Genomic DNA, 22,505 nt, shown 5'->3' with positions numbered 1-22,505 from the left:
CATGTAACTTCGTCGGGGCGTCATGGTGGATGCAAGGAGGATAAGGACGAGCAGTCCTCCTTGCCCGGGTGTGGGATGGCATCCCACGACGTTGTCAGGCGAAGCCTGATGCATTACCAATGTGGTAAAACCACGTTTATCAAACGAAGTTTGATTCGCCCTCAAACCCAATGAACCAATAAACTTTTGGTGAAGTTTATTGAAACTCCATTTGGGTAAACTCAACCAACTGTTGATACAACCACCGCAAAGCGGGGTCATTCATACTCTGCTTATGCCACACCAAACTATAGGCCACCTCGCCATAGTCTAAGGGCAATGCCTTAGTCACCAAACCTTGGGCCTGAAGCGCCGTTTCAGCCCAACGCCGCGAACAAGTAAACAGCAGATCACTGTGATAGCACAGTAACGCCGCACTACCAAAGTCGGCCACTGAAATCGGCACAGCGCGATTGCGTGCCCGCTGGGCTAACTGCATCTCAAAAAAGGGCGTATTGAGGTCTGCATCGCTAATACCTATGTGGCTGAAACTCAGGTAATCCTCGATAGAGATCTGCGCCTGAGTCGCCAATGGATGCGCAGGCTTCATCAGACACACCATCTCGTCATTAATTAAGGTTTCCCATACCAGTTCATGCAGGGAGATCGGTGGCTGACTTCTATCATGGGGCAGCAGGATAAAATCCAAACTGCCTTTGACTAGCCCCTCAAAACCCACACTGTCTTTAGCGAAAATATCTAAACGAATATTGGGCGCGAGCGTCAGTACGTGAGCCATAAATTTTACCGCTAACAGCTCAAAGGTACTCTCGCGCATCGCCAATGAGAAACGCCCCTCATAGTCTGCAGGGTTAAACGCCTCCTTGGTCATCAACTGATTCATATCATTGATTATTTGATGCACGCTTGGGCCTAGTCTGCGGGCTAGCGGTGTGGCCACCAGCTTATTGCCGTGGCGGTAGAACAGCTCATCGTCCAGACTGAGCCTAAGTTGACTCAAGGTCTTACTGACCGATGATGGACTCAAACATAAACGCTCGGCACTGGCGGTGACGCTCAGGGTGTCGAGCATCACATGCAGAGTGATCAGATGCTTCATGCTGATCCGAGAGAGTTTTGCGAGATCCATCAGTTTGCCTTTTAGAGAGCGTTTTATTTATAAACTAGATTCATAAACTGGAATATAGACGTAAATATCGGTGCGGTATATTGCTAAACCCTATATTCACGAGCGGCATCGCATATCGCTAATCACGCATCGCCAGCGTGCGCCACCAACATCCGTTTTCCGTGTTCGATTTTTTGCCGTATAATCTCGGCTCACCAATTTTTAGGCAGGCCAGCATGTTCCATATCGCGCTTTACGAACCCGAAATCGCCCCGAATACCGGCAATATTATCCGCTTAATTGCTAACAACGGCTGTAAACTGCATTTGATTGAGCCTTTAGGTTTCGATTTAGAAGATAAAAAGCTGCGTCGTGCGGGTTTAGATTATGCCGATCTTGCCAATGTGACCCACCATAAAAACTTCGAGGCTTTCCTTGAGGCGATGGATGGCAAGCGCATCATGGCCTGCACCACTAAAGGTAGCCGTCCACACTCTGAGCTGACCTTTAAGCAAGACGATGTGTTGCTATTTGGCCCTGAAAGCCGCGGCCTACCCGCCGATATTATCGATTCTATCCCGACCGAGCAGCGTCTACGCATCCCTATGATGTCGACTAGCCGCAGCTTAAACCTGTCGAATGCGGTAGCGATTATCAGCTACGAAGCTTGGCGTCAGTTAGATTACGCTGGTATGTAACGCCCGATTCGAGCATAAAGCCAAAAGCTACCCATCCTTGGGCTTGTTTCTGACATAAATGTTCCAGACATAAAAAAGCCGCGATAGTCGCGGCTTGTTGCTGTGTATATTTAAGCATTTACAGCTCTAACTGAGCTTAGCCACCAAAACCGACTTCGGTGATATCAACCTGCTTAACCTTGCCATACTCTTTGGCAATCGGCGCTATCTTAGCGGCGTTACCTATGATGACAAACTGTAGGTTTTCTTTCGGGAAGTAAGTATCGATGAGTCGCTTAGATTCCTCTAGCGTTAAACCGTCTACCTTGGCCTGAAACTCATTGATAAAGGCATCATCGAAACCATACAGGTACATATCAGACATCAAACCTGCTAACTGACCACTGGTTTCATACTTTGGCGGAAACTGCCCCTTTACATAGGCTTTAGCTGAGTCTAAGGTCGCTTGATCTAGGCCCTGCTCCCACAGTCTTGCATAGGTTTTTAAAGCTAGATCGATAGTTTCCTTGGTGGTCGCCGTCTTAGTGAAGGTGCTGATCTTAAAGGTGCCAGAGGCTGAGTAAGGCACAAAGCCTGAACGAGCGCCATAGGTTAGACCGGCATTGACCCTTAACTCGTCATTTAGCCATGAGGTAAAGCGGCCACCTAAGATGGTATTGACCACAGTGAGCCCAACAAAGTCTGGATTATCTCGGCTAATGCCCATACCGCCAATCAAGAAGGTGGTCTCGATAGCATCTCCCTTATCCACCAGTAACACATCGGCTTCATCCAGCTTAGGCAAACCTTTTGACAAGTCGATTCGCGTGACTGGCTCAGAGTCTTGCCAGCTGGCAAACAAGGTTTCTAGTTTGGCCTGCATCTGTGCCGGTTCAAAGTCACCCACCACGCTAATAGCCGTATTCGATGGCTGATAGTAGCTCTTATGGAAGGCTCGCAGTTGCGGAATTGTCAGCTCGGCTAGCGAGTCGCTGTTACCCGAGGTGGCATTGCCGTAGGGATGATCGCTAAAAACCAGCTTGTCGAAGTAACGGCTGATCACCGCTCGCGGGCTCTCTTTCGATTGCGATAAGCCTGCAATTTCTCGCTGACGTAACTTATCAAACTCTTTGCCATCAAAGTCTGGTGAAACCAGCATATCCTTAATCAATGGCAGTATCTTATCGGCATCTTTCGCCATAAAATCGCTACTAATATAACTGCCCTCTTTTCCAGCGCCGCTGCTTAGGCTAGCCCCTAAGAAATCCACCTCTTGCTCTATCTCAAGCTTACTCTTACCCCCCGCGCCCAGCATCAGACCTGCGGCGGTCATCTCGGCTACACCAGCGGTGGTGTCGTTAACCGCACCTGCACGGACGATAGCATCTAGCGTGATCAACGGCACTTCACGCTGGGGCATCATATACACGGTTAAACCGTTAGAGAGGGTCACCTGTTGATAGGCGGGTACGCTAAAGCTGCCGGTATCGACAGTCTTGTTGCTCTCGGCGGTAGCAGCACAACCAGATAAGGCCAGCGTACCCGCAACGGCCATCGCCGTGAGTAGCCTCTTAGATTGCAGCAAAGTAGTCGAGGCGATTAGGGTTGAATTACACTTTTTCATTGGTCAGCCTCCTCGGTTGCAGCCAGTACGGCAACGGTACGGTTTGCACGTTTCAGGTAAGTTTGCGCAACACGCTGAATATCTTCAGGCGTCACCTTGTTGTAGGCTTCTGGGGCATTAAACAGCTTGTCGTAACTACCGAAAAACAGCTCATAGGTGCCTATGGTATTAGCCTTGCCATTGATCGTTTCCATGGCGCGATAAAAGCCCATTAGCTTGATATTTTTTACCTTTTCAAGCTCTTCGGCCGTGACACCGTCACGGGCAACGCGGTTAATTTCGCTGATCATCGCATCTTCCAACTCGGGAGCCGTCACACCAGGATTGGCCACGCCCATCACGTAGAATAGGTTAGGATCAAATGACATCGGCATATAGGTATCAACTTCGATGGCCACCTGCTTGTCGACTAAGCCTTGATACATGCGAGAGCTGTTACCCGTGGCCAAGATAGATGACAGCAGATCCAGTGCATAGTAGTCGGCATTTGAGGTCGCCGGAATGTGGTAACCTAGCATCACATTGGGGGTACTTACCGAGGGTTTCTGAACGAAGACGCGGCGCTCACCTTTTTGTAGCGGCTCTACGGTTTTTACCTCTCTTGGTGGCGTTTGTGCAGGGATTGGTGCAAAGTATTTATCGGCTAACTTTTTCACTTCAGCCAGTTTCACATCGCCGGCAATGACCACGACCGCGTTATTCGGTGCGTAATAGGTTTTGTGATATTGAGTCAGGTCCTCAAGGGTCCAAGCGGCAATATCCGACTCATGGCCGATAACCGACCAGCTATAAGGGTGTGCTCTAAAGGCCGCGCCTTTTAGCTCCTCCTGCAACACGCGCCAGTTAGAGTTTTCAAGTCCAGTTAGACGCTCCGATGCCACCACACCGCGCTCACTCTCAACCATCTGCTCGTTAATATCGAGACTCTCGATACGGTCAGCTTCCAAGTCAAAAATGGTCTCTAGCGCATTAGCGGGGAACCAGTCTGTGTATACGGTAAGGTTCTCAGTGGTGTAGGCGTTGTTCGCCCCGCCCGCCGCTTCCATAGTGCGGTCGAACATCTTAGGCCCATATTTTTTAGAGCCGTTAAACATCATATGCTCGAAGAAGTGCGAGATCCCAGTGATCCCCGGTACCTCATTGCGTGAACCCACCTTCCAAAAAAGGTACATATTGGCGTTTGGTATTGAACTATCTTCCAGTACCATGATCTTCATGCCGTTGTCCAAAGTGAAACTTTGAACATCTTTGGCCTGTGTTGCTTGTACCATTGGTGCTGCTAATAGCATACCAATAGACAATAACAATGCCTTAGTGTAGCGCTTCATTATTCGCTCCTTGTTTAAGCACCCTTGCCATCTCTAATCTATTCCAGTCAGAGCATGGCGAATTGTATATCCCGCTTGTGGTTGCAAACTGGTGATATTTGCTAGACATCACATTGACCACAATAAAATCAGTTAACATCAGAAAGCAATTCGTGATGGAAATCAAATTAACCGAGCTAAACATTTGTAACGTCAAGTTAACCTGACACAAGAGTAGTTGCATGCTACTTTAAATTACGTTTACATATAATTTCGCTTCAGAACCTGTTTCATTGACCAAGGGATGCTTATGTCATCGGAAAAGGATTTCAACACGTTAGATAATCTCACCTGCAATACCGAGGTGCATCTACAACTGCTCACGCCGACAAAAACCATACGCCTACGCAGTCGCTTAATCGGGGTGGATCCCGGGCGTGCGGTGATCTTAGCCCATGGCAATGATAAGAGCTGGCGAGGCACAAGTGCGTTTATCACCGACAGACAGAGCGTGATAATTAGAGTCGTAAGTAGCGATGAGCAAGATGCAAGTATCTTAGCGTTTAGAAGTAATATTCACCAAGTCATCTCTGTGCTGGGGCGCTGGATCGTTATCAATTATCCGAAAGAGTTACAAACGCTTTCCCTGAGGCAGCATTCACGAATTCCAATCAATATCAAGGCTAGCCTAACAGCGATAGAATCGACTGAAGCCCTCTCGACAGGGTATCTAAAGGATATCTCAATTAAGGGAGGCGCCTTTGTCAGCGAGGCTAGCGGCAACTTTAATGTCGATAGCCAGTATCGACTTAAGATGGACTTAGACGGCGAGGAAGAGAGTATCGCTATTACCATAAAAAACCAGCAAGAGCTCGATCCCTCTTCAAGGCTCGCTCAATATGGGTTTACTCTCGACGCCGATATAGAAGAAAGCGAGAAGGTCGTGCAAAAAGCTATCTTGCACTACCTAAACCAATAATTCATAACTTTGAAGACCAGACGACTAAACCTCGGCATCAAGCTAGGCGTTAGTCTCTATGCTAGAACATAAATTACTGAGCCAAAAATACCTTCTCAATCTTGTGAAGCAATTTTGGCGATTTAAGCTCTGTTTCCCCCGTCATCAACAAGGAAAAATTTTCAGCGATAATCTCTTCCGGATGAATAATATAGTTAGTATTACGGCCTATCTGCTTAAAGAAACCTTTAAACTCTGACACCTTTACGATCTGCGCATTATCAGGGTCGTAGCTAAGAATATTAGCTTGCTCATCATGACCGACGATAACAAACTTAAACTCTAGGTAATCGAAAAACTCACCGCCTTTCTCAAGGCTATATTGCTTATCTGCTGAATACAGAATTGGCACAACCCAAACCCATTTATCATCATGACTAACCTTAATGGCAAAATCATTTATCGGCGCATCTGGGTTTGTAATTTTTTGCTTGGCAAACGATGTAGGAAACGAAATTTCGCCGACGGGATAGTAGCCGATCGCTTGATAAAGCTGCTGCTTCACCTCTGGATTAAACCGAGAAAAGACGTGCAATAACTCATGGGCGATCAAACTAGGGAGCCTTGGCTCACTGGCAAGCTGTTTCTGCTGCAAGATGATAGCTTGCCCCCGAGTATAAGCGGCGCCTCCCTCCTCCAGCCCAGTGGTTTTAATAAACTCTATCGGCGTAGGTAGCCCAACTTTTAATGCGCTTAGCTTAGGTTGAAGCTGATTAAACGCCTGAGTCACGGCAGCACGCTCTTGGGGGGTCCAGTCTAAGGTCTGTTCAGCAACAAAGGCTAAGTACTCGCTCTTAGTGGGACTATCTTCACGCTTCATCCGTGAAGCCATATCAAATTGACTGATGCCGCGCACGAAGTCATCTTCTTGAGTTAATACTTTGGCGGCATCGACTCTATTTAAAAATGCGATCGAGTCACTCGTCGCTGCCAGCGCAACGCTCGATAGCGTAACGCTCAAACAGAGCCAGAGCGAGTAGATAAATGTCCATCTTGTTATTCTCATGTCGTTCATTCCTTTGTCTATATTTATCGCAAACACTTGCACATCAGCCTGTCCCATTAAGGCTTGCTTACTTAAGATTGAGTCAACTTAAGATTTGGTAAACAACACCACATCATTACCCAGCACTTCAAGCGTCCAACCGTAGTGCTTCGCTATCCACTCAAACGTCGCCGTTGAGTAAAAACGGATATGAGTCGGATCGCCTTTATAATGCCACCTGCTGAAAGCCTCAAGATCGCCGGCACGCTTAGTCATAATCACCAGTAAGCCGCTCGGTTTTAACAGGCTATCTAATGTCGCTAATAAGGATTTAGCATCTGCAACATGCTCAATCACTTCAGTGATAGTGACAAAGTCATATTGCTTCTGCAGTTTTTGAGGATCGTTACAATAATAAAGGTCATAGTTATCAACCTTAATGCCCTTTTCTGCAGCCATCACGCTAATCGTGGGGCCTGGGCCGCAACCAAAGTCTAAGCCCTCAGCATCTTGAGTGACTCGCTCAAGAACAGGATCTAGCGCCCTTGATAAAAATTTACGGTAGCCGAGATCATCAGGATTATTTTGATGCTGATCGTAAACGGCTTTTTCATCCGCTGTATTGAGCAAGAAGGATTCAGGCACACTGACCAGCAAGCAATTATCGCAGCGCTGATACTCTCTAAACTTATCTTGATGGAAAGCCTGTAAATCAGGCTGTTGACACAAGGGACAAATACTCACTGGATATTCCTAACTCTACTTATTTCGTAATAATTCACTATTAAAAGGTTTGGGGATTTTGCGTTCGCTGCTCGCCGCCTCTCGAGCTTCTCGTAAGTACTTCTCTTGGAGCGTTCCCCGTTGCTTAAATTGCTTCTGTGCTTTTTCCTTTTGCTCCCCCTCCCAATCACCAGACTCTTGTCTTTCAAGCACTTTAGTTTCACGCTCCTCCCTGCTCTTGGCTGCGTCACGGGCTTTTTGAAGTTGCTCCTGTTCGACTCGATACTTAGTTTTTTCCGCTTGCTCCGACAAAGAGTGCCCGCTGTTTATTGTGGGTTCTGCTTCGACAGCCTCCACATTTAAGCTTACAAACATAATGACGATTATCGCTAAGCTTTGGCTAGTTAATATTATTTTTTGAATGGCCACTTTTATTCCTTTCCTAAGAAGCGCTTCTATAAATGACCTATTCTAACCAATTCATTCACATTGACATCACCTTTTATCCAATCCTTGAGGGTATTCTGCTCTAACTAGAAAATTAAGCTTAAGTTCAGTACGTTAAGAATATACCCCCTACAACTTCTTAAAATTATTTCAAGGTTATTCATGAGCATTTGTACATTTTTTTAGCGTAAATGTTCTATAGATTCAATTTTGTTACATCTTAATTGTGCAAAGCGTCAAATAAAGGTATTTTTGACGCTAAACCGACTAAGCTATATCAAAACAATTATTTTAATCGCTGAAGTAAGAGTCATTTACGTATAAAAATGTCATGCCAAAAGGGAAGAGTGTATGAGTGTGTTAATCTGGTCTAAGTTGTACCCGCGTGTATCTTCTTCTGATCCAGCACTATCTGAACAACTCTCGCTCTGGCAACATGAATCAGAATCGACAGCTCTAGCTATAATGCAGGGACATCACTTTCTTGCTGCCAGTCCTGCAGCTCTCAGTTATTTTGAAAGCCTAGAGCAGAATTTTATTCACGCAACCCCCTTCGACTTCTCTCCCCGCTTGCAATCATCGGGTAGAAACAGCGTAGAGTATGGTCTGCAGATGATAAAGAAGGCGGCTAAGGGTGAGGTTGTCTCATTCAATTGGCTGCATATGAGCCAGCAAGGCAAAGAGCTGCCTACAGTTGTGACCCTTCATCCGGCGCAACTTGACGACAGCCGAGTAATACTGGTTTCGTTCAGACCTATAGATAGGCGTAAACGTAGTCGGATGAGTATTAGTAATGGCTTTGAAAAACTGCCAAAAGAGCTAATGTCGATAACCTTAGAAGACAGCGCCGAAGCCGTTTATATCACTAATGAAGACAATCTAATATTGGCCGTCAATAAGGCGATGTGCCGGATCTGCGGTTATAGCGCAGAGCACTTGTTAGGTAAAACGCCACAGAACCTTAAGCTCGAATTACAACTAGAAGATCAAGCCCACGATACTCCCCTAAAAGGCAGAGGAAGCTGGCAAGGGGAAGTCTGGAAATGCCGCTCTGATGGTTCAACCTTCCCAGCATGGCAAAGCTGCCGCCGGATCTACGCAGATAATACGGTTTTTTTCGTCAACTTATTCAGTGACATTAGTGAGAAAAAAACGCTTGAAGCCAAACTGACTCAGCAGGCCATGTATGACAAGCTGACGGGTCTACCCAATCGTTTTCATCTGATCCAAATCCTCAGTAAAGCGATAAACAATATCAAACGCTCTCCCGAAATGATTGGGGCCTTGATGTTCTTAGATCTCAACGGCTTTAAGAATGTTAATGACAGCTTTGGCCACTCAACTGGTGATAAAGTCCTGCAGCTTGTTGCGGCTCGTCTCGAAGCGTGCTGTATCGAAAATGCCGAAATCGCCCGTCTCGGTGGCGATGAGTTCACCTTAGTATTGCCTGAGTGCCATAATAGGCAAGAGATAGAAACATTTTCTGAACTGATTTTGTCTCTATTTGAGGCACCATTCGAAATTAACGGCCAGAAATTCTATCTCGGTACCAGTATCGGGATCTCACTCTTTCCCCAACAAAGTGACGATCCCAATCAGCTGTTAAGCATGGCCGATACCGCTATGTATTCAGCGAAGAGGAGCCCCAACCATGTTCGTTTTTATAACGCGACTATTCGTGAGGCCGCCGAGAAGAAACTGCACACCTTAAATGACCTACGCCATGCCCAAGGGCTTGGACAGTTTAGCTTGGCCTATCAAAGTATTGTCGATTTAGAGTCTAATGACATCGTAGCGGTTGAAGCGTTATTACGCTGGACTCAAAGCCATGGCGAGATCATTGAAGCACAAGACTTCATTCCACTGCTCGAAGAGGCTGGCCTGATGGTCAATGTTGGCCAATGGGCATTAGAGCAAGCCTGCACGCAGATGCTGAAGTGGCATCAAGAGTTCGACTCCAGCCTTAAGATCAGCGTCAACATTTCAAGATCACAGCTCGAACACCCAGACTTTATTCCTATGCTTAAAGGACTACTCACACGAACTCAGCTCCCCGCTAACGCATTAATTATTGAGATCACCGAACGTACTTTTATACGTCGGCCTAAATTAATGACAAAAGTCTTAGTTCAGCTAAAAGAGATGAATGTCGCTATCGCAATAGATGACTTTGGTGCAGAGTTATCCTCTCTAGCTCGACTCAGTAGCTTGCCTATCGATAGCCTAAAAATTGATGCAGGCTTTGCCCAACGCGTAGACAACAAGCAAGGTCAAAAGCTCTGCAAAGCAATTATGCAGTTAGCGCAAACTCTAGAGATTGATTTTGTTGTCGAGGGAGTCGAGACTCAAGCTCAAAGAGACCTGTTATTAAGCTTAGGAAAGGGTATGGGCCAGGGTTATTTCTTCGATAGACCCGTGATAGCCGAGAGCTTTACCCTTGAGCTACTTAGTCCAATTTATGCTACACCGCAGACCCGTTATCGGGTGTTAGGAAGGTAGCTACGCCAGCACTCTGAATAAGTTATTCAGTGTCGCCCCCTGCAAAAGCTGTTGCCGGCGTAGCCCCCATCATCACCATAAGATGATGGACTCATTAAACCTTATTCGTCAATAAATTAGCGTGATATCAATAGGGTTTTTTCAAGGTAAAAGCGATATAAATCACAAAAGCTTACATCAATTTTTTACCTAAACTCCACTGAGTTTCTTTAGCTTCAAACATTGAATATAAAAACAACTATCAATAATAGATGTTATCGATATCGAGCCCGCACATCGGCAGGCATTGAAGCTAATCTTTGCTCAACCATAGCACTTAACGCATTAGTTAAAGGTGCAACATCTTGCTCTTCATCGATCGCCTTAAGCATCATTGCCGCAGCTTCTAACGTAGACAAACTATCACTACGGCTCGCCTTACGTATGGTGTAATTTGAAGCCGAATCCAGATCCAGATGTAATGCAGGGTAATCCTGTAGCCAAGGGTTAAGCTGCAACAGCTTGTAGGCCTTACGCCATGTGCCATCTAATAAGAGAAGGATCACCTCCTCTTCAACCTTAGTCTCATTGGCCGATATGCTGTTCTCTGATGGGTAAACTAAGTAGACAGGTTTTTCGGATGCAGCCAATTGTTGACGCAGCGCAGCAAAATCATCGGCAGTTTCACCCACCACGACTCGAGTTTCTGCAATAACCAGCTCTAGCAGGCGCACACTATTCTTCGCATGCCCAACTTCACTTGGATCCTGCAAAATAATCAGTTCAGATTTGACCTGCATGGTTTCAATACTGGCACACAGACAGGCATTTTGCGGATAGTGACAGTTGGGACAAGTTGGACGGGACACGAGACCTCAGAGTAATTGTTTAGCGTAGCCTGCAAATTGTAGCTGAGTGTTGCTACAAATTACACGATAACTCGACATTACAATCGCAATAAATTTAGTGTAAAAAAAGCCCGCATAGGTGGTTAATCTATCCAGGCTTAGGGTGAATCAATATGGGGCAAGCAAACCTTTAATAAGCGTGCTGCTCTTGATGCCAGTGATCAAACTTTGGCATCGCCATCATAGCGAGTAACGCTATGGTTCCTGTGCCCATCAAAAGCGCTACTGCATATGGGGCAGGTAGACTCGTTTGCTGCACAAGTGCCGTCAGCAATGAGGCGCCACTCATCTGAATGAATCCAAGCATTGCCGTTGCTGTACCCGCTCTTTCACCAAAGGCTGATAACGCCATGCTGGTTGCAGGGCCAAGTAATAGGGCAAAACCGATACATAGCAGCATCATAGGTAGCATATAACTATAGGCTGCCATCAAGCCTGTTTGCGGCCCAACTAGCTGCACAACGACCTGAGTCACCGCCGATACCAGCATCAATACCAAGGCCAAAATAACGGTTGGTCGGTTGCCTAACTTCTTAATCACTAAGGGCGCGGTAAAACAGGCAATGATATTTACCACGGCATTTAAACCAAACAGACCACTGAAAGTGAGCTCCGACACACCTAGGTGTCCGATAAGCCAGACTGGCGCGTAAGAGACATAACAAAGAATCGCTGCCATACCCGCCATACAAGAGATGGCGTAAAACAGGAAGTGCGGCTCGGTGATCACAGGCTTATAACGTGCCCAGCGATATAGCGGGCCATCACTCACGGTATTTTGTGGACGAGTTTCAGGTAAACGCAGGCTCACCAAAGCCAAAATAACTAGGCCATACAGCGCCATAAAGATGAAGTTAGATCGCCAACCAAACTGCAGTGCTAACATGCCGCCTAGCGTCGGTGCTAAGGCCGGAATAATACAGATCATGCCGTTTAGATAGCTGTAGTAGCGTGCGCCCTCTTTCGGGGAGAAGCAGTCTCTAACGGCACTAAATACCACTATCGAGGTTGAACACGCCGCTAGGCCCTGCATCACTCGGGCGATTTGCAGCCAGTGAAACTCTACCGCAATAGCAGCTAATACACTGCTAATCATATAAAAAATGATACCGCCAATGGCAACGGGGCGGCGACCATAACGATCAGCAAGAGGGCCAATTAATAACTGGCCTGTACCCATGGCGAACAGGAAAAGCACCAGTGTCGATTGGATCTCACTGGCAGACACCGAAAACTCAGCCGCCATGACAGGCATGGAGGGAAGGTAAATATCGATAGCCAATGGGCTTAGGATCACCATTGGTAATAAAATAGGTAGCAAACTGCGACGCATGATCTTTCTCAGAATAAGGAAAACAGCGCTATAGTAATCAAACTATGGTATGAACAGAAATGATATTATTTCCATAACGAATTTCCATTGAGGAATATCTTTGAAACTTGAAAACCTTGCGCGTATCGATCTAAACCTATTGGTTATCTTACAAGTGTTATTAGAAGAGCAGAGCGTCACTCGTGCGGCCAACCGCCTGCATGTCAGTCAGTCGGCCCTGAGCAAGAGTTTAAACCGTTTAAGAGAAACCCTAGGGGATCCTCTTTTCTTGCGCACCGCTCACGGGCTTAAGCCGACCGCTCATGCTGTACAGTTGGGCAAAATCCTGCCACAGAGCTTGCTGAGCTTGTATCAACTGACACTGCCACCCAGCTTTACGCCCGGTAACAGCACGCGTCAGTTTTCATTTGCCATGGTAGAGAGCGCCTACGAAACATTGATCCCTTATTTTATTGGCACTCTGCTCAATCGAGCACCCAACCTTAAGCTAGATAGCTTTGTCTGGAGCGAAAACTCGATTCAGGCGATTCAACAGGGACAGATTGATTTCGGTATTGCTGGGCGTGATCTACACCCACAATCGGCCTTTCAAGTAAACCGATTACCCGAAGGCATCGCTCACCAAACCCTATTTACCGATCATCAGGTGTGCTTAGTGCGCCAGAAGCACCCTATGCTCTCGACGATAGCTGCAGGCCATTGGGATCTGAGTGTTTATTTAGAGATGTCCCATGTACAGGTGCGCTGTGAAGGCAATGATTGGTGGGCGTTGGACTATCATCTGGCCGAATTAGGCCATCACCGCCGTCTGAGCACTATCGTGCCCGATTTCTATGGCGCCGCCAGTGTTTGCGCCCATAGCGATCTGATCTTTACCCTACCAGCCAGCTTTGCCCAACATGCTAAGAAGCTTTACCCTTTAGTTGAATTGCCTCTACCAATTGAGTTCATCCCACAGGCTTACGTCCTGCTGTGGCATGAGCGTAACGCCGACGAACCGGGGCATAGATGGGTAAAAGAGATCATCTGCGAGAGCGTGGCCAAGGCTCTTTCTAGCAACAAAAGTTAATACCGCCGATTAAGATGAAGCTTTATTAACGTGATCTCCGTTTAAATATTCGGCAAGATAATATTCAACAGTTAGCCTTGACGAACAAAAGACCAAGCCATTCAGTCTTCATTCATCTTCTTCGTGTAAGCTAACATTAAGATATTTTGGAGAACATATGATTTATAGCCAATTTCAACACAATCCGATGCAGAATCGATTTTCTGGCACTCGCGGTTGGTTAGCTTTCGTTATCGGTTTAGCTTTTATGACGCTAGCGCTAGTCGCACTGCCGTTTTTATTACTATTTGGCGCCATTACTTTTGTCGCACTGAGTCTGTTTGGCCGAGTCTTCCTAAAGCGTCAACTCGCTCGCTTTCAAAAACAGCAAGCGACTCAAGAGTTTCACTGCCAAGGCGAAGAGTTTCAAGAGGCTATTTATAAAGAAGTACCGACCTCAGCACCACGCCAAGGCCGCACTTTTGAACACAACCCAAATGAGCCCGTTTAACTAAGCTGACCAATAAGCTAGTCGTTAAACAAGCATATCCGATGCGTTTAGAGGCCTAGATAATATGCTCTCGAAACGCGTCCATTTCTCTACTGTCGTCTCAGCCTTAGCCTCCACCCAAGCAGCAACGGCATCTTCGCCTACGCTATAGTTAATCACATATGAGCGATTACGTTCAAAAAACTGCACTCGCTGTTTAGCACGTGATTGTGGATATAGAGCGCCATCAATTAACATCTTTTGCGCCATTTCGGCATCAACCAGCTTGTCAGTTAAACACTGGCTAACATAATTTTCATAGTAGCCAAGTTTCTTTACCAGCTTTAATATCTGATGGAACAAAGCCAAATCACCCTCCAGTCCAGCAAGAGGCATTAATACGTCACGCTCAAAATCCACCACCTCGTCATCAGACATAATCAAACTCAAGGCATAGTTTGCGCTACCCTCTGAAAGGTAAGAGATCGGGCTATATAGCGGATAGATGGCATATTCTAGCCATTGCTTAGCCTTCACCAACTTCTGCTCTTGTAAGACATTAAATACATGGTGCCCCGGATACCCTTCATGGGACGCCAGCTCTAAGTAGCGCTCGATACCTAAGGGTTGGTCTTGATTTAACTGAATTAAGCTGTGGGAGTCACCCTTATACCAGTTATATGCCGTCCACACTTTGTCGTTCACATATTCAATTTCAAAACTTTCGTTTTCAGGCAAGTGCATATGCATACTGGTGAGTTTTCTGGCGATATCAACCGATGCAGTAAACACCTCTGCCGCCTTGTCTTTTGGGACAATAAATTGAGACTTAAATTGGTTATAACGATTGGTAAGTGAGCCCTCTCCCGGTAATAACGCTTCGATATCAGCCAGTACTTGTTGATGCTCTAGTAATGAGTAGGGAGTTAAATGGCAGTCGTATAAAGCCACCGCCTCTTCATTGAAACTGTACTCTTTACCCTGCAGGAGAGCTAAATATGCACCAATCGACAGCCACTGTGTTTGAAGAAATTGATGACGCTCGACTAACTCGGGTTCGCTGAGCCGTACCGCCATAGCCTCTATTAGCTCACTCCCCTGTAGATATTGACTCTGAAGATCGGCGAGCGGTTGCCAATAGGTCTCTTTTTGCCACTCTTCAGGCCCATAGTAAGCATCGACATAGTAGCAATCGTGCTGTCCAACGGCTAAAACGAGCTTAATGTAGCGCTCTGCAAACTGATTAAGGGCTTGCTGTTGTGCTTCAAACGGTAAAAATTTAGCACAGCCTTGCTCGACTTGTTCAGTATCAAAGTGTGGCAAAAAAGACTCCTAGCAGGTAGATGAGAGTCAAACTTACATCATTTGCATACATTATACAATGTGTGGCAGGTGAGAAAAGTTGGTTAGCGAGTCAAACTTAACTGCCTAACCCACTTACTAACTTATCAGCATAACCACATAGTTATTATGAGATTTGCGGCTCACTGAGCAGCTCAGCAGCCTTGTTTAATGATAGCCGCTCTTGAGGCGATTCAGTCATCTCCAGCACAGTATCGACTTGTAGAGCCAGTGACTCCCAAAGGGGTAAAATAACATCCAATTCAGTTTGGTTAGCCCTCTCTCGCGCCATTTTAAGCAGCGCGGCAGCAGAAACCACATCAATATGCCCCAAAATGCCATCGGCAAGGGCGATACTCAACTCAATCATTGCCGGGACACTGTGGCCGTACTTAATCACTTCACGTAAGTAAGACTCTGCCTGGGAGAGATCTTGTCCTAATGCATTATCATCATGCAACATGGTTTGTGCGCACGACAACATAGCATCGTTCTGCCCCTGCTCGGCGGCCTCGGCCATCCAATAGGCACTCTTAATCGCGTCCTGTTTGCAGCCTTCACCACGAGCTAGCATCAAGGCTAAATGGTACTGTGCCTGAGGGAACCCAGCCTGTGCGGCGCGATTAATATACTTATAAGCCGCTGGTAAGTTATCTTGCTGATAATAAAGCACCCCAAGATTTGCCATAGCCTCTGACTGCTCAAGCTTAGCGGCCTGACTCAAAAACTTTTCAGCCTGATTAAGCTCGACACTAAATTGTTCACTGCCAACCAAATAGAAATAGCCTAATAGCGCCATCGCATTTGCAATACCAGCATCGGCAGCCTTGGCAATCGCCAGCTCCCCGGCGATCACATTAGTCTCTCCACTGTAGCCGTGGATCAAAGCCACCCCATGTTCATACAAGGCGTTTAAGTTTTTCGTTGAGGCTTGCTCGAACCAGTAGCTAGCTTGTTTCAGTGAAGCGGTCGAGCGATCTTCAACCGCATCATCACCGCTATCTTGTAATGCTAGCTCCTGCTCACGTTGCATCAGCGCTCGTGTTTTCAGAGACATACCAACCAAATACTGAGACTCAGGATCTCGCTCCATCACCGCACGATAGCAGAGATCTCGGCCCGCCAGCGAATCAAACTCTTCGAAGTAATAGTCGGGTTTGTCTTGCTTGGTCACGGTCACAAACAGCGATTCAACCAAAGACAAAAGGTGTTTGATCGAACGCTCACTTAACTGTTGCAACTGCTCTGGGGTAAGGTGATATTTTTCAGGATGGGCACCACGGTTTCCATCGCCTCTAAGCTTATGCAGTGCACGGGTAGTTTTAACATCGATGAGTCGACGTTGATTTAACTGCTCGATACGGTCATACAAATTGGGGCTTTCAAACTGTACCTTCTTCGGCTCAGCAAGTAGACTGGTTAGCTTATGACTGAAGCTACGAACATGCAGCAAAGCTTGTGTGGGAACATCTTTTACATAGCTTTTAGCCTTGCGATAATCCGCGCCTAACTCAGCTGAAAACAGATTCACGAATTCAATATCGTTTAACAAGACGTTTACCCCTAACCACAACCTAAAAAGTATCGCTATTTAAGCGAGTCGCAATTTTAAACTAACAGGCTAGCCTTACAGCACTTTACTCAAAGCAAATCGCTGCAAGGCCAAATACAATTCTTATTTGCTGCTCTCGTCATCTTGAACAATGTTGCCAGGTGTTTCTGGTGTAGGACGCGATACCATATATAAACGGAAGAGTGCAACGTTCACGAATAGGCCAAAAAACGCCACAATGACTTCACCAATAAGCTGTACTGGCATGCCACCTAACTGAGTGATTTGCACCAATAGGCCACCCAATAGTGACAGCGGAATATAAAGCAATAACACCACGATAGTTTTGAGGGCGATAGGACCACTAAAACTAAAGCTACGTTTAATCGCTTCCATTGGTGTAAGCCTTTCAACTACAACCATAAAGTTGACGAATGCCAAACGAGCAAATAGATAGATACTTCCCACCAGACCAATAATGCCCAACGTCGGATTAACTGCCATAAGAATAAAGACAGGCGCAAGGACCGCAAGACCCGAAAACACACCCGCTAACAGCAGTGCAGGAACAAAATTCAAAGCCGTCTTTAAGATCATTGCGTTACTAGGGCTGTGACCTTGAGAGCGGATCTCTAGAAACAGGGTTAGCGCGGCAATCAAGAACGAAAACACCAGCAACAACACCATCATGGCGACCATGTGGCTTGTGCCAAATTGTGGGTTTTCAAGATCGGCAGCACTAATTTCTAAACTTAGCCATAGTTGTATACCAACTTGTACAAATAAAATTGGTACAAACAAAAACGCTAACTGACTAATATTGTTTCGAAAAAAATTAAAAGCTTGAGTCAAAATTGCTGACAATGGCATAGGGTTTTCCAAAAGATAAAATTCAATAACATGAGTTAAAGCTAAGGATACCCAAGTTTATAAATTAATGCACAATTGAAATCACCAATTCCTTGCTCCATAGAAACAAAAAATGCAAACAAATTGTCAAAAGCGCTAGAATGGTCAATGATTGAGTGATTAAACGACACAAGGATAGCCGCGATGAAATTAATAACTGCAACTCTGTTTACCATGACAGCCCTTTTGAGCATGCCAACAAATGCAGGAATTTTAGATCAGCTAGCCCAAGCGACTGAACCCGCTAAAGTGCAAACCCAGCAGGCTCAATCAAATGACTTAGTTGGTGCGGTCATGTCTCAGCTGGGTCTTAGCCAAACACAAGCAGAAGGTGGATTAGGCAGCATACTGTCACTGGCGCAAAGCACTCTAGGCAGCAGTGACTTTAGTTCAATATCTGATTCGATCCCTGGTATAGACGGGCTCTTAAGCGCAGCACCAGAGCTCGATAGCGATTCAGGCATGTCAGGACTTCTCTCAAAAGCAGGCGATTTGGGGCAGTCTCTACAAGGTGGCGCCATGGTTTATGACGCCTTTGAAAAGCTAGGTATTTCAAAAGAGTTGGCAGCGCCTATGGTCGATATCGTTAAGAGTTATTTAGACACTAACGGCAGCGCCGGCACATCAAACCTATTAATGAAAGGCCTTAATTCCATTTTATAGCTCCCTCTTTTGCCCTTCTCGGCTAGCAACTCCTGGCTGAGAGGGAACTCTCTGCCATAATTAGGCTCTAATATCCATCAGTACAAGGTTAAGGAGCCGATATGATCGCTAAGCTCAAACAGTTTTTCGCTAATCCACACACTCAACTCTCAGATGAGGAGCGTGCGGAGCATTTAAAGCTTGCTGCCGCTAGCTTATTACTAGAGGTGGTGATGGCAGATGAAACCATGTCGGAACAAGAAGCAAAGTTACTGCCGAGCTTATTGACGACAACTCTAAACTTAGCCAGCGACGATGTGCATGGCTTAGTCCATGATGCTAAAACATCACAGCAAAATTCCATCTCGCTATACGAGTTTACCCAAGCGGTTAATGACAATTTTGACATTGACCAAAAGCAGCAGCTTATCCTCGCCATGTGGCGTTTAGCCTATGCCGATGGCCATCTATGTCAATATGAAGACCAAATCATTCGCCGCACAGCAGAACTGCTGTATTTACGTCATAGCGAACTTATTCAGATGCGAAATATTGCCATGGAGCAGCAAGCCAATCCCTCTTAGGCTTGTCTCATTTCTAGATTGGTTCTAGCTTTACAACATTGCCAGTAGCACTTTAGCTTTACAGTAATGCCAGTAATTCACACACAGTTAAAGCAAAGAAGCCACCTTAGTTTAAGGTGGCAAACCCATTTGGAGGTTGGGTACTTAGTGATTAACCACTAAGTTGCTAAATAAGGCATCCTGCCCAGAAGCGTCCCTGCGAAGCATGGAGTAGTTTTTTACGACTCTTTTGCTTAATTTCTTATATGAAGATTAGTGACAGCTTGCACAACTATCGTTAGCCGAAGCCTCCCCGTGCACAACATGGCAATCACTACAAGTGATGATACCGTCATGCTGCTGATGCATTTCACCATCAAGGTCTTTCAATGAACCATGACAGCTCACACAGGTTTCATTCTCATATGCCATATCCGCCGATGGCGCACCATCTTGATGACATGACTCACAACCTGCCATCTCAGTATGCGAATCAGCAACTGAAGTCGCCATTGCAGCACCAGAAAAGCTCAATAAAACTGTTAACCCTAAAACTTTAAGCATATCCAAACCCTCAGTAAATAATTAAGCAACCGTCATTTGGCCGGTATAAAGAATGAAATTACGCAGTAACAGCACGCCGATTAAACTGCAGCTAGCTGTAATAGCCACATAAGAGAACTTGCGCTTAGAAGATGCTTTCATAAATAGGTTAAAGGCCAGTGGCATACTCAAACCAACAACAACGATACCCGCCCAGAAAATCCAGCCCCAGAAGCCCTCTCCAATTGCAGTAAATGCTGCCACTTGGCTCTGCCCTCCGGTTAAAATCAAGCCGGCAAAGAAGGTGAAGATCAGCACAATTTCCACCAAAATCATCGGGATCTCAATATTGTGGATAAAGTGCACTTCCTTACCATCAGGATTACCTTTGAGCAATACGCCGCCAAGTAGAGTGCCCGCCGCTCCCGATGAAAGACCAGAGACTAAAAACAGCAAAGGCAATACCGGATTATTTAGCATTGGATAGGTCGTTAATGCCGATAATAGGAAGCCGGTATACGCACCTAACGACAAGGCAAGCATCACCAAGAAGCCAGTAATGGTTGCTTCATGCTTAGCGATTGCATTAAATAACTTCTCAACAACTGGCCAGCGACCGCTACACCAGGAAAGCGCAGGCTCTTTAAAGACACAAGCTAACCAAGCGAACAGGGCTACCTGATAGACCATCAGTACAGCGACACCAACGGACATCACAGAAGTTGGGTTGTAGAAGAGTAGGATTTTCCAAAAATCAAACGGCTTAGTTAAATCGATAACTAAAATGCCAAGGCCTGCAAATACAGCCAACGGTGCTATAAGACATGCGGCCTGAACAAAGCCCGATTTATAGGCATCACGTCCCAATTTAAAGTGTTTTAGCAATACTGCGAAACAGATTGCTCCAGCGGATACACCCGCTAGAAATAGGTAGATGGCAATCGGCCAATGCCAAATTAGGCTGTCAAAATGAAATGGACTCATAACTTTATCTCCCCGCTTTGTGACGCGATACGGAACACCTTAGGTCTAGTCCCGAGATCGGTTTTGCTGCGGTAGCTAGGGGTTGATTTAAGCACTTGTACGACTTGAGATTGTGGATCGGTAATATCACCAAAAGTTAACGCTTTAGTTGGACAGGCAGTAACACAAGCAGGCAACTGGCCCTCTTTAAGGCGAGTTTCCTTACAGAAATCGCATTTATCAGCCGCTTTAGTCACAGGATTAATGAAGCGGATTTGATACGGACAAGCCGCAATGCAATATTGGCAACCGACACACTTCCATTCATCGACACTTACGATGCCTGTTTTTGGATCTTTATAGGCAGCCCCTGTTGGGCATACCTTTACACAAGGCGTATCATCACAATGTTGACATGATTTACGCGTAAAACGAAAATGCTGATTTGGATACTCACCAAATGGACCTTCACGCTCGATCTCTAATCGACTTACACCTTCTGGAACTTGGTTGACTTCACGACAAGCAATAGAGCAAGCATCACAACCGATACACTTGGTTTCATCATGTACTAAGGCATAGTTGCAAGCGGGTTCAACGTCACCACTTGTCGTGCTTCTTGCCATTGCGATGGTAAAACCGGAAGCCCCAACCGCAGCAGCGCAGGCACCTTTTAAAAACAATCTTCTTGAGTTAGACATATAGTTCCCCTAATTACTTGGCCACGTGGCAACTGCTACACAGTTCACTACGCTCTTTTGCAGATACGCCTAGCACAGGATCTGTGTTGGGATGTAAAAGATGGCAGCTAGCACAATTCACCTTATTAGAGTGAGCGTCATGGCTCCAATCACGCTCAGCTAATACGCTATGGTCATGACACTTCAAACAACTTTGAGTTTGCGCATTTGCATCTGAGGTCGGCTTATTACTAAAGCCGATTAAATTAGATGCCTTTCTTGGATGTCCCTCTTTTTCTCCATGGCAATCCTGACAACGGATATCCAAGGCGTCATTGGCGTGTACGCCATGCATTATTCCATTGCGCTTGTGGCACATAATGCATTGTTTATTTTTGTTAATTTCAAATTCTGCAGCAATGGCCTTGATCGGTGCAGTCGAAGCGGCAACTACAAGTAAAATGCTAATTAGCACGGAAGCTAAATATTTAAATAGGCTGGACATGGGGTGTCCTCACATTACTAAGTGATAAATAAAGAGGGTTGGGGATTGAGGTGTTGCAACTGATGTTGCAACACCTATTGACATTATGCGACTAACGAGCTTTTGATCAGGTTTGCATCGCAGTCATTCTTGGCTAAGTGAAGTACTTTCACACCCATTTTGGCTAGTGTATCGTCGATGAATCTGTTGTTCTCTTCAGAGTTATGCTGCGGGTCTGTAATAACGAGTTTTACGGCTGAAGACTCACTATCCACTAATACATAATCAAGATGGCAACCCTGCAGGTAGCTATGAGCATCTTGCTCTTTTTCATTCTTATCAACGTCACAAAGGCTATCTAATGTTGTGCCGTATAGCACATTGTATTTACCCACAACCAAGTCGTTTAATTTATTGATAAAGCTGACAGATTGATCTCCCAACGAGTTTGGCTTCAATTTGATATTTGATGCTACAAATTCAGTTGATTTAAAGAATTTTATACATGTCATTGCAAATGTTGCCAATACAAATGGCACCACAAGGAACAATACAAAGTACATGAAAGCATAACTTAACATTACAGATGCACTCATAACGACCTCCAAACTTACATTTTAATTATTAATAGTTTTTTTTAACGCCCAATCAGTATTGTTATTAAAGCAGCCCCAAACATTGA

23 protein-coding genes are annotated in these 22,505 nt (G+C 45.7%); 7 read left to right on the top strand and 16 right to left on the bottom strand.

Annotated features, from left to right (window positions below; all coding sequences use genetic code 11):
* Window positions 1-196 precede the first annotated feature (196 nt).
* Window positions 197-1,129 carry a LysR family transcriptional regulator gene (locus tag SHAL_RS01620; protein ID WP_012275453.1) on the bottom strand — a complete coding sequence of 311 codons (933 nt, stop codon included), beginning with the start codon at window positions 1,127-1,129 and terminating at the stop codon, window positions 197-199.
* Between the two features lie 215 nt (window positions 1,130-1,344).
* Between SHAL_RS01620 and trmL the strand changes: the two genes are divergently transcribed.
* Entirely contained in the window at window positions 1,345-1,806 is a 462-nt protein-coding gene (gene trmL / locus SHAL_RS01615; protein WP_012275452.1) for a tRNA (uridine(34)/cytosine(34)/5-carboxymethylaminomethyluridine(34)-2'-O)-methyltransferase TrmL, read from the top strand.
* A 136-nt stretch (window positions 1,807-1,942) separates the two neighbouring features.
* Here the strand turns inward: trmL and SHAL_RS01610 are convergent, their stop codons facing one another.
* Together SHAL_RS01610 and SHAL_RS01605 are read right to left on the bottom strand one after the other, a co-directional pair.
* Window positions 1,943-3,340, bottom strand: a complete 1,398-nt coding sequence (locus SHAL_RS01610; protein WP_398364906.1) for a M16 family metallopeptidase — start codon at window positions 3,338-3,340, stop codon at window positions 1,943-1,945.
* 65 nt (window positions 3,341-3,405) lie between these two features.
* Complete coding sequence (locus tag SHAL_RS01605) at window positions 3,406-4,737, bottom strand: M16 family metallopeptidase (RefSeq protein WP_012275450.1); 1,332 nt, start codon at window positions 4,735-4,737, stop codon at window positions 3,406-3,408.
* A gap of 289 nt (window positions 4,738-5,026) precedes the next feature.
* On the opposite strand from SHAL_RS01605, the gene SHAL_RS01600 reads away from it, so the two are divergent.
* Window positions 5,027-5,695, top strand: a complete 669-nt coding sequence (locus tag SHAL_RS01600; RefSeq protein ID WP_012275449.1) for a PilZ domain-containing protein — start codon at window positions 5,027-5,029, stop codon at window positions 5,693-5,695.
* Window positions 5,696-5,768: 73 nt separating this feature from the next.
* Here the strand turns inward: SHAL_RS01600 and SHAL_RS01595 are convergent, their stop codons facing one another.
* From SHAL_RS01595 to SHAL_RS01585, 3 genes are all read right to left on the bottom strand, one after another.
* A complete protein-coding gene (locus SHAL_RS01595; RefSeq protein WP_012275448.1) occupies window positions 5,769-6,740 on the bottom strand; it encodes a hypothetical protein in 972 nt (323 codons plus the stop codon).
* A gap of 87 nt (window positions 6,741-6,827) precedes the next feature.
* Window positions 6,828-7,463 (bottom strand): class I SAM-dependent methyltransferase, encoded by a 636-nt coding sequence (locus SHAL_RS01590; RefSeq protein ID WP_012275447.1) that lies wholly within the window; start codon window positions 7,461-7,463, stop codon window positions 6,828-6,830.
* A gap of 15 nt (window positions 7,464-7,478) precedes the next feature.
* Entirely contained in the window at window positions 7,479-7,871 is a 393-nt protein-coding gene (locus SHAL_RS01585; protein ID WP_012275446.1) for a hypothetical protein, read from the bottom strand.
* A 369-nt stretch (window positions 7,872-8,240) separates the two neighbouring features.
* Between SHAL_RS01585 and SHAL_RS01580 the strand changes: the two genes are divergently transcribed.
* Window positions 8,241-10,388, top strand: coding sequence for a putative bifunctional diguanylate cyclase/phosphodiesterase (locus SHAL_RS01580; protein ID WP_012275445.1), 2,148 nt, complete (start codon window positions 8,241-8,243; stop codon window positions 10,386-10,388).
* 254 nt (window positions 10,389-10,642) lie between these two features.
* Here SHAL_RS01580 and SHAL_RS01575 read toward each other — a convergent pair whose 3' ends face one another.
* Both SHAL_RS01575 and SHAL_RS01570 read right to left on the bottom strand, forming a co-directional pair.
* The gene (locus tag SHAL_RS01575; RefSeq protein ID WP_012275444.1) at window positions 10,643-11,236 is read right to left on the bottom strand and encodes a tRNA-uridine aminocarboxypropyltransferase; all 594 of its coding nucleotides are present in this window, start codon (window positions 11,234-11,236) and stop codon (window positions 10,643-10,645) included.
* 169 nt (window positions 11,237-11,405) lie between these two features.
* On the bottom strand, window positions 11,406-12,608 hold the full coding sequence (locus SHAL_RS01570; RefSeq protein WP_012275443.1) for a multidrug effflux MFS transporter: 1,203 nt from the start codon (window positions 12,606-12,608) through the stop codon (window positions 11,406-11,408).
* A 100-nt stretch (window positions 12,609-12,708) separates the two neighbouring features.
* Between SHAL_RS01570 and SHAL_RS01565 the strand changes: the two genes are divergently transcribed.
* Window positions 12,709-13,677, top strand: a complete 969-nt coding sequence (locus SHAL_RS01565; protein ID WP_012275442.1) for a LysR substrate-binding domain-containing protein — start codon at window positions 12,709-12,711, stop codon at window positions 13,675-13,677.
* A 157-nt stretch (window positions 13,678-13,834) separates the two neighbouring features.
* On the top strand, window positions 13,835-14,167 hold the full coding sequence (locus SHAL_RS01560) for a hypothetical protein (RefSeq protein ID WP_012275441.1): 333 nt from the start codon (window positions 13,835-13,837) through the stop codon (window positions 14,165-14,167).
* A gap of 24 nt (window positions 14,168-14,191) precedes the next feature.
* On the opposite strand, the gene SHAL_RS01555 is transcribed toward SHAL_RS01560, so the two are convergent.
* The 3 genes from SHAL_RS01555 to SHAL_RS01545 form a co-directional block, all read right to left on the bottom strand.
* Entirely contained in the window at window positions 14,192-15,469 is a 1,278-nt protein-coding gene (locus tag SHAL_RS01555; RefSeq protein WP_012275440.1) for a hypothetical protein, read from the bottom strand.
* A gap of 145 nt (window positions 15,470-15,614) precedes the next feature.
* A complete protein-coding gene (locus tag SHAL_RS01550; RefSeq protein WP_012275439.1) occupies window positions 15,615-17,039 on the bottom strand; it encodes a DUF4145 domain-containing protein in 1,425 nt (474 codons plus the stop codon).
* A 123-nt stretch (window positions 17,040-17,162) separates the two neighbouring features.
* Entirely contained in the window at window positions 17,163-17,909 is a 747-nt protein-coding gene (locus SHAL_RS01545) for a hypothetical protein (RefSeq protein WP_012275438.1), read from the bottom strand.
* 183 nt (window positions 17,910-18,092) lie between these two features.
* Between SHAL_RS01545 and SHAL_RS01540 the strand changes: the two genes are divergently transcribed.
* Together SHAL_RS01540 and SHAL_RS01535 are read left to right on the top strand one after the other, a co-directional pair.
* Window positions 18,093-18,611: a DUF2780 domain-containing protein gene (locus SHAL_RS01540; protein WP_012275437.1), complete on the top strand. Its 519-nt coding sequence runs from the start codon at window positions 18,093-18,095 to the stop codon at window positions 18,609-18,611.
* Between the two features lie 101 nt (window positions 18,612-18,712).
* A complete protein-coding gene (locus SHAL_RS01535; RefSeq protein WP_012275436.1) occupies window positions 18,713-19,174 on the top strand; it encodes a tellurite resistance TerB family protein in 462 nt (153 codons plus the stop codon).
* 252 nt (window positions 19,175-19,426) lie between these two features.
* Here SHAL_RS01535 and SHAL_RS01530 read toward each other — a convergent pair whose 3' ends face one another.
* The 5 genes from SHAL_RS01530 to SHAL_RS01510 form a co-directional block, all read right to left on the bottom strand.
* Window positions 19,427-19,717: a cytochrome c3 family protein gene (locus SHAL_RS01530; protein ID WP_012275435.1), complete on the bottom strand. Its 291-nt coding sequence runs from the start codon at window positions 19,715-19,717 to the stop codon at window positions 19,427-19,429.
* A 21-nt stretch (window positions 19,718-19,738) separates the two neighbouring features.
* Complete coding sequence (nrfD, locus tag SHAL_RS01525) at window positions 19,739-20,680, bottom strand: cytochrome c nitrite reductase subunit NrfD (RefSeq protein ID WP_012275434.1); 942 nt, start codon at window positions 20,678-20,680, stop codon at window positions 19,739-19,741.
* Window positions 20,677-21,360 carry a 4Fe-4S dicluster domain-containing protein gene (locus SHAL_RS01520; RefSeq protein WP_012275433.1) on the bottom strand — a complete coding sequence of 228 codons (684 nt, stop codon included), beginning with the start codon at window positions 21,358-21,360 and terminating at the stop codon, window positions 20,677-20,679. Before SHAL_RS01520 ends, nrfD begins: the two co-directional genes overlap by 4 nt.
* Window positions 21,361-21,373: 13 nt before the next feature.
* Complete coding sequence (locus SHAL_RS01515) at window positions 21,374-21,844, bottom strand: multiheme c-type cytochrome (RefSeq protein WP_012275432.1); 471 nt, start codon at window positions 21,842-21,844, stop codon at window positions 21,374-21,376.
* 83 nt (window positions 21,845-21,927) lie between these two features.
* A complete protein-coding gene (locus SHAL_RS01510) occupies window positions 21,928-22,419 on the bottom strand; it encodes a DUF2726 domain-containing protein (RefSeq protein WP_012275431.1) in 492 nt (163 codons plus the stop codon).
* Window positions 22,420-22,505 lie beyond the last annotated feature (86 nt).

The organism is Shewanella halifaxensis HAW-EB4 (assembly GCF_000019185.1).
GTDB lineage: Bacteria > Pseudomonadota > Gammaproteobacteria > Enterobacterales > Shewanellaceae > Shewanella > Shewanella halifaxensis.
The sequence above is the reverse complement of the archived record's forward strand: the minus strand, read 5'-3'. Positions and strand labels throughout refer to the sequence as shown.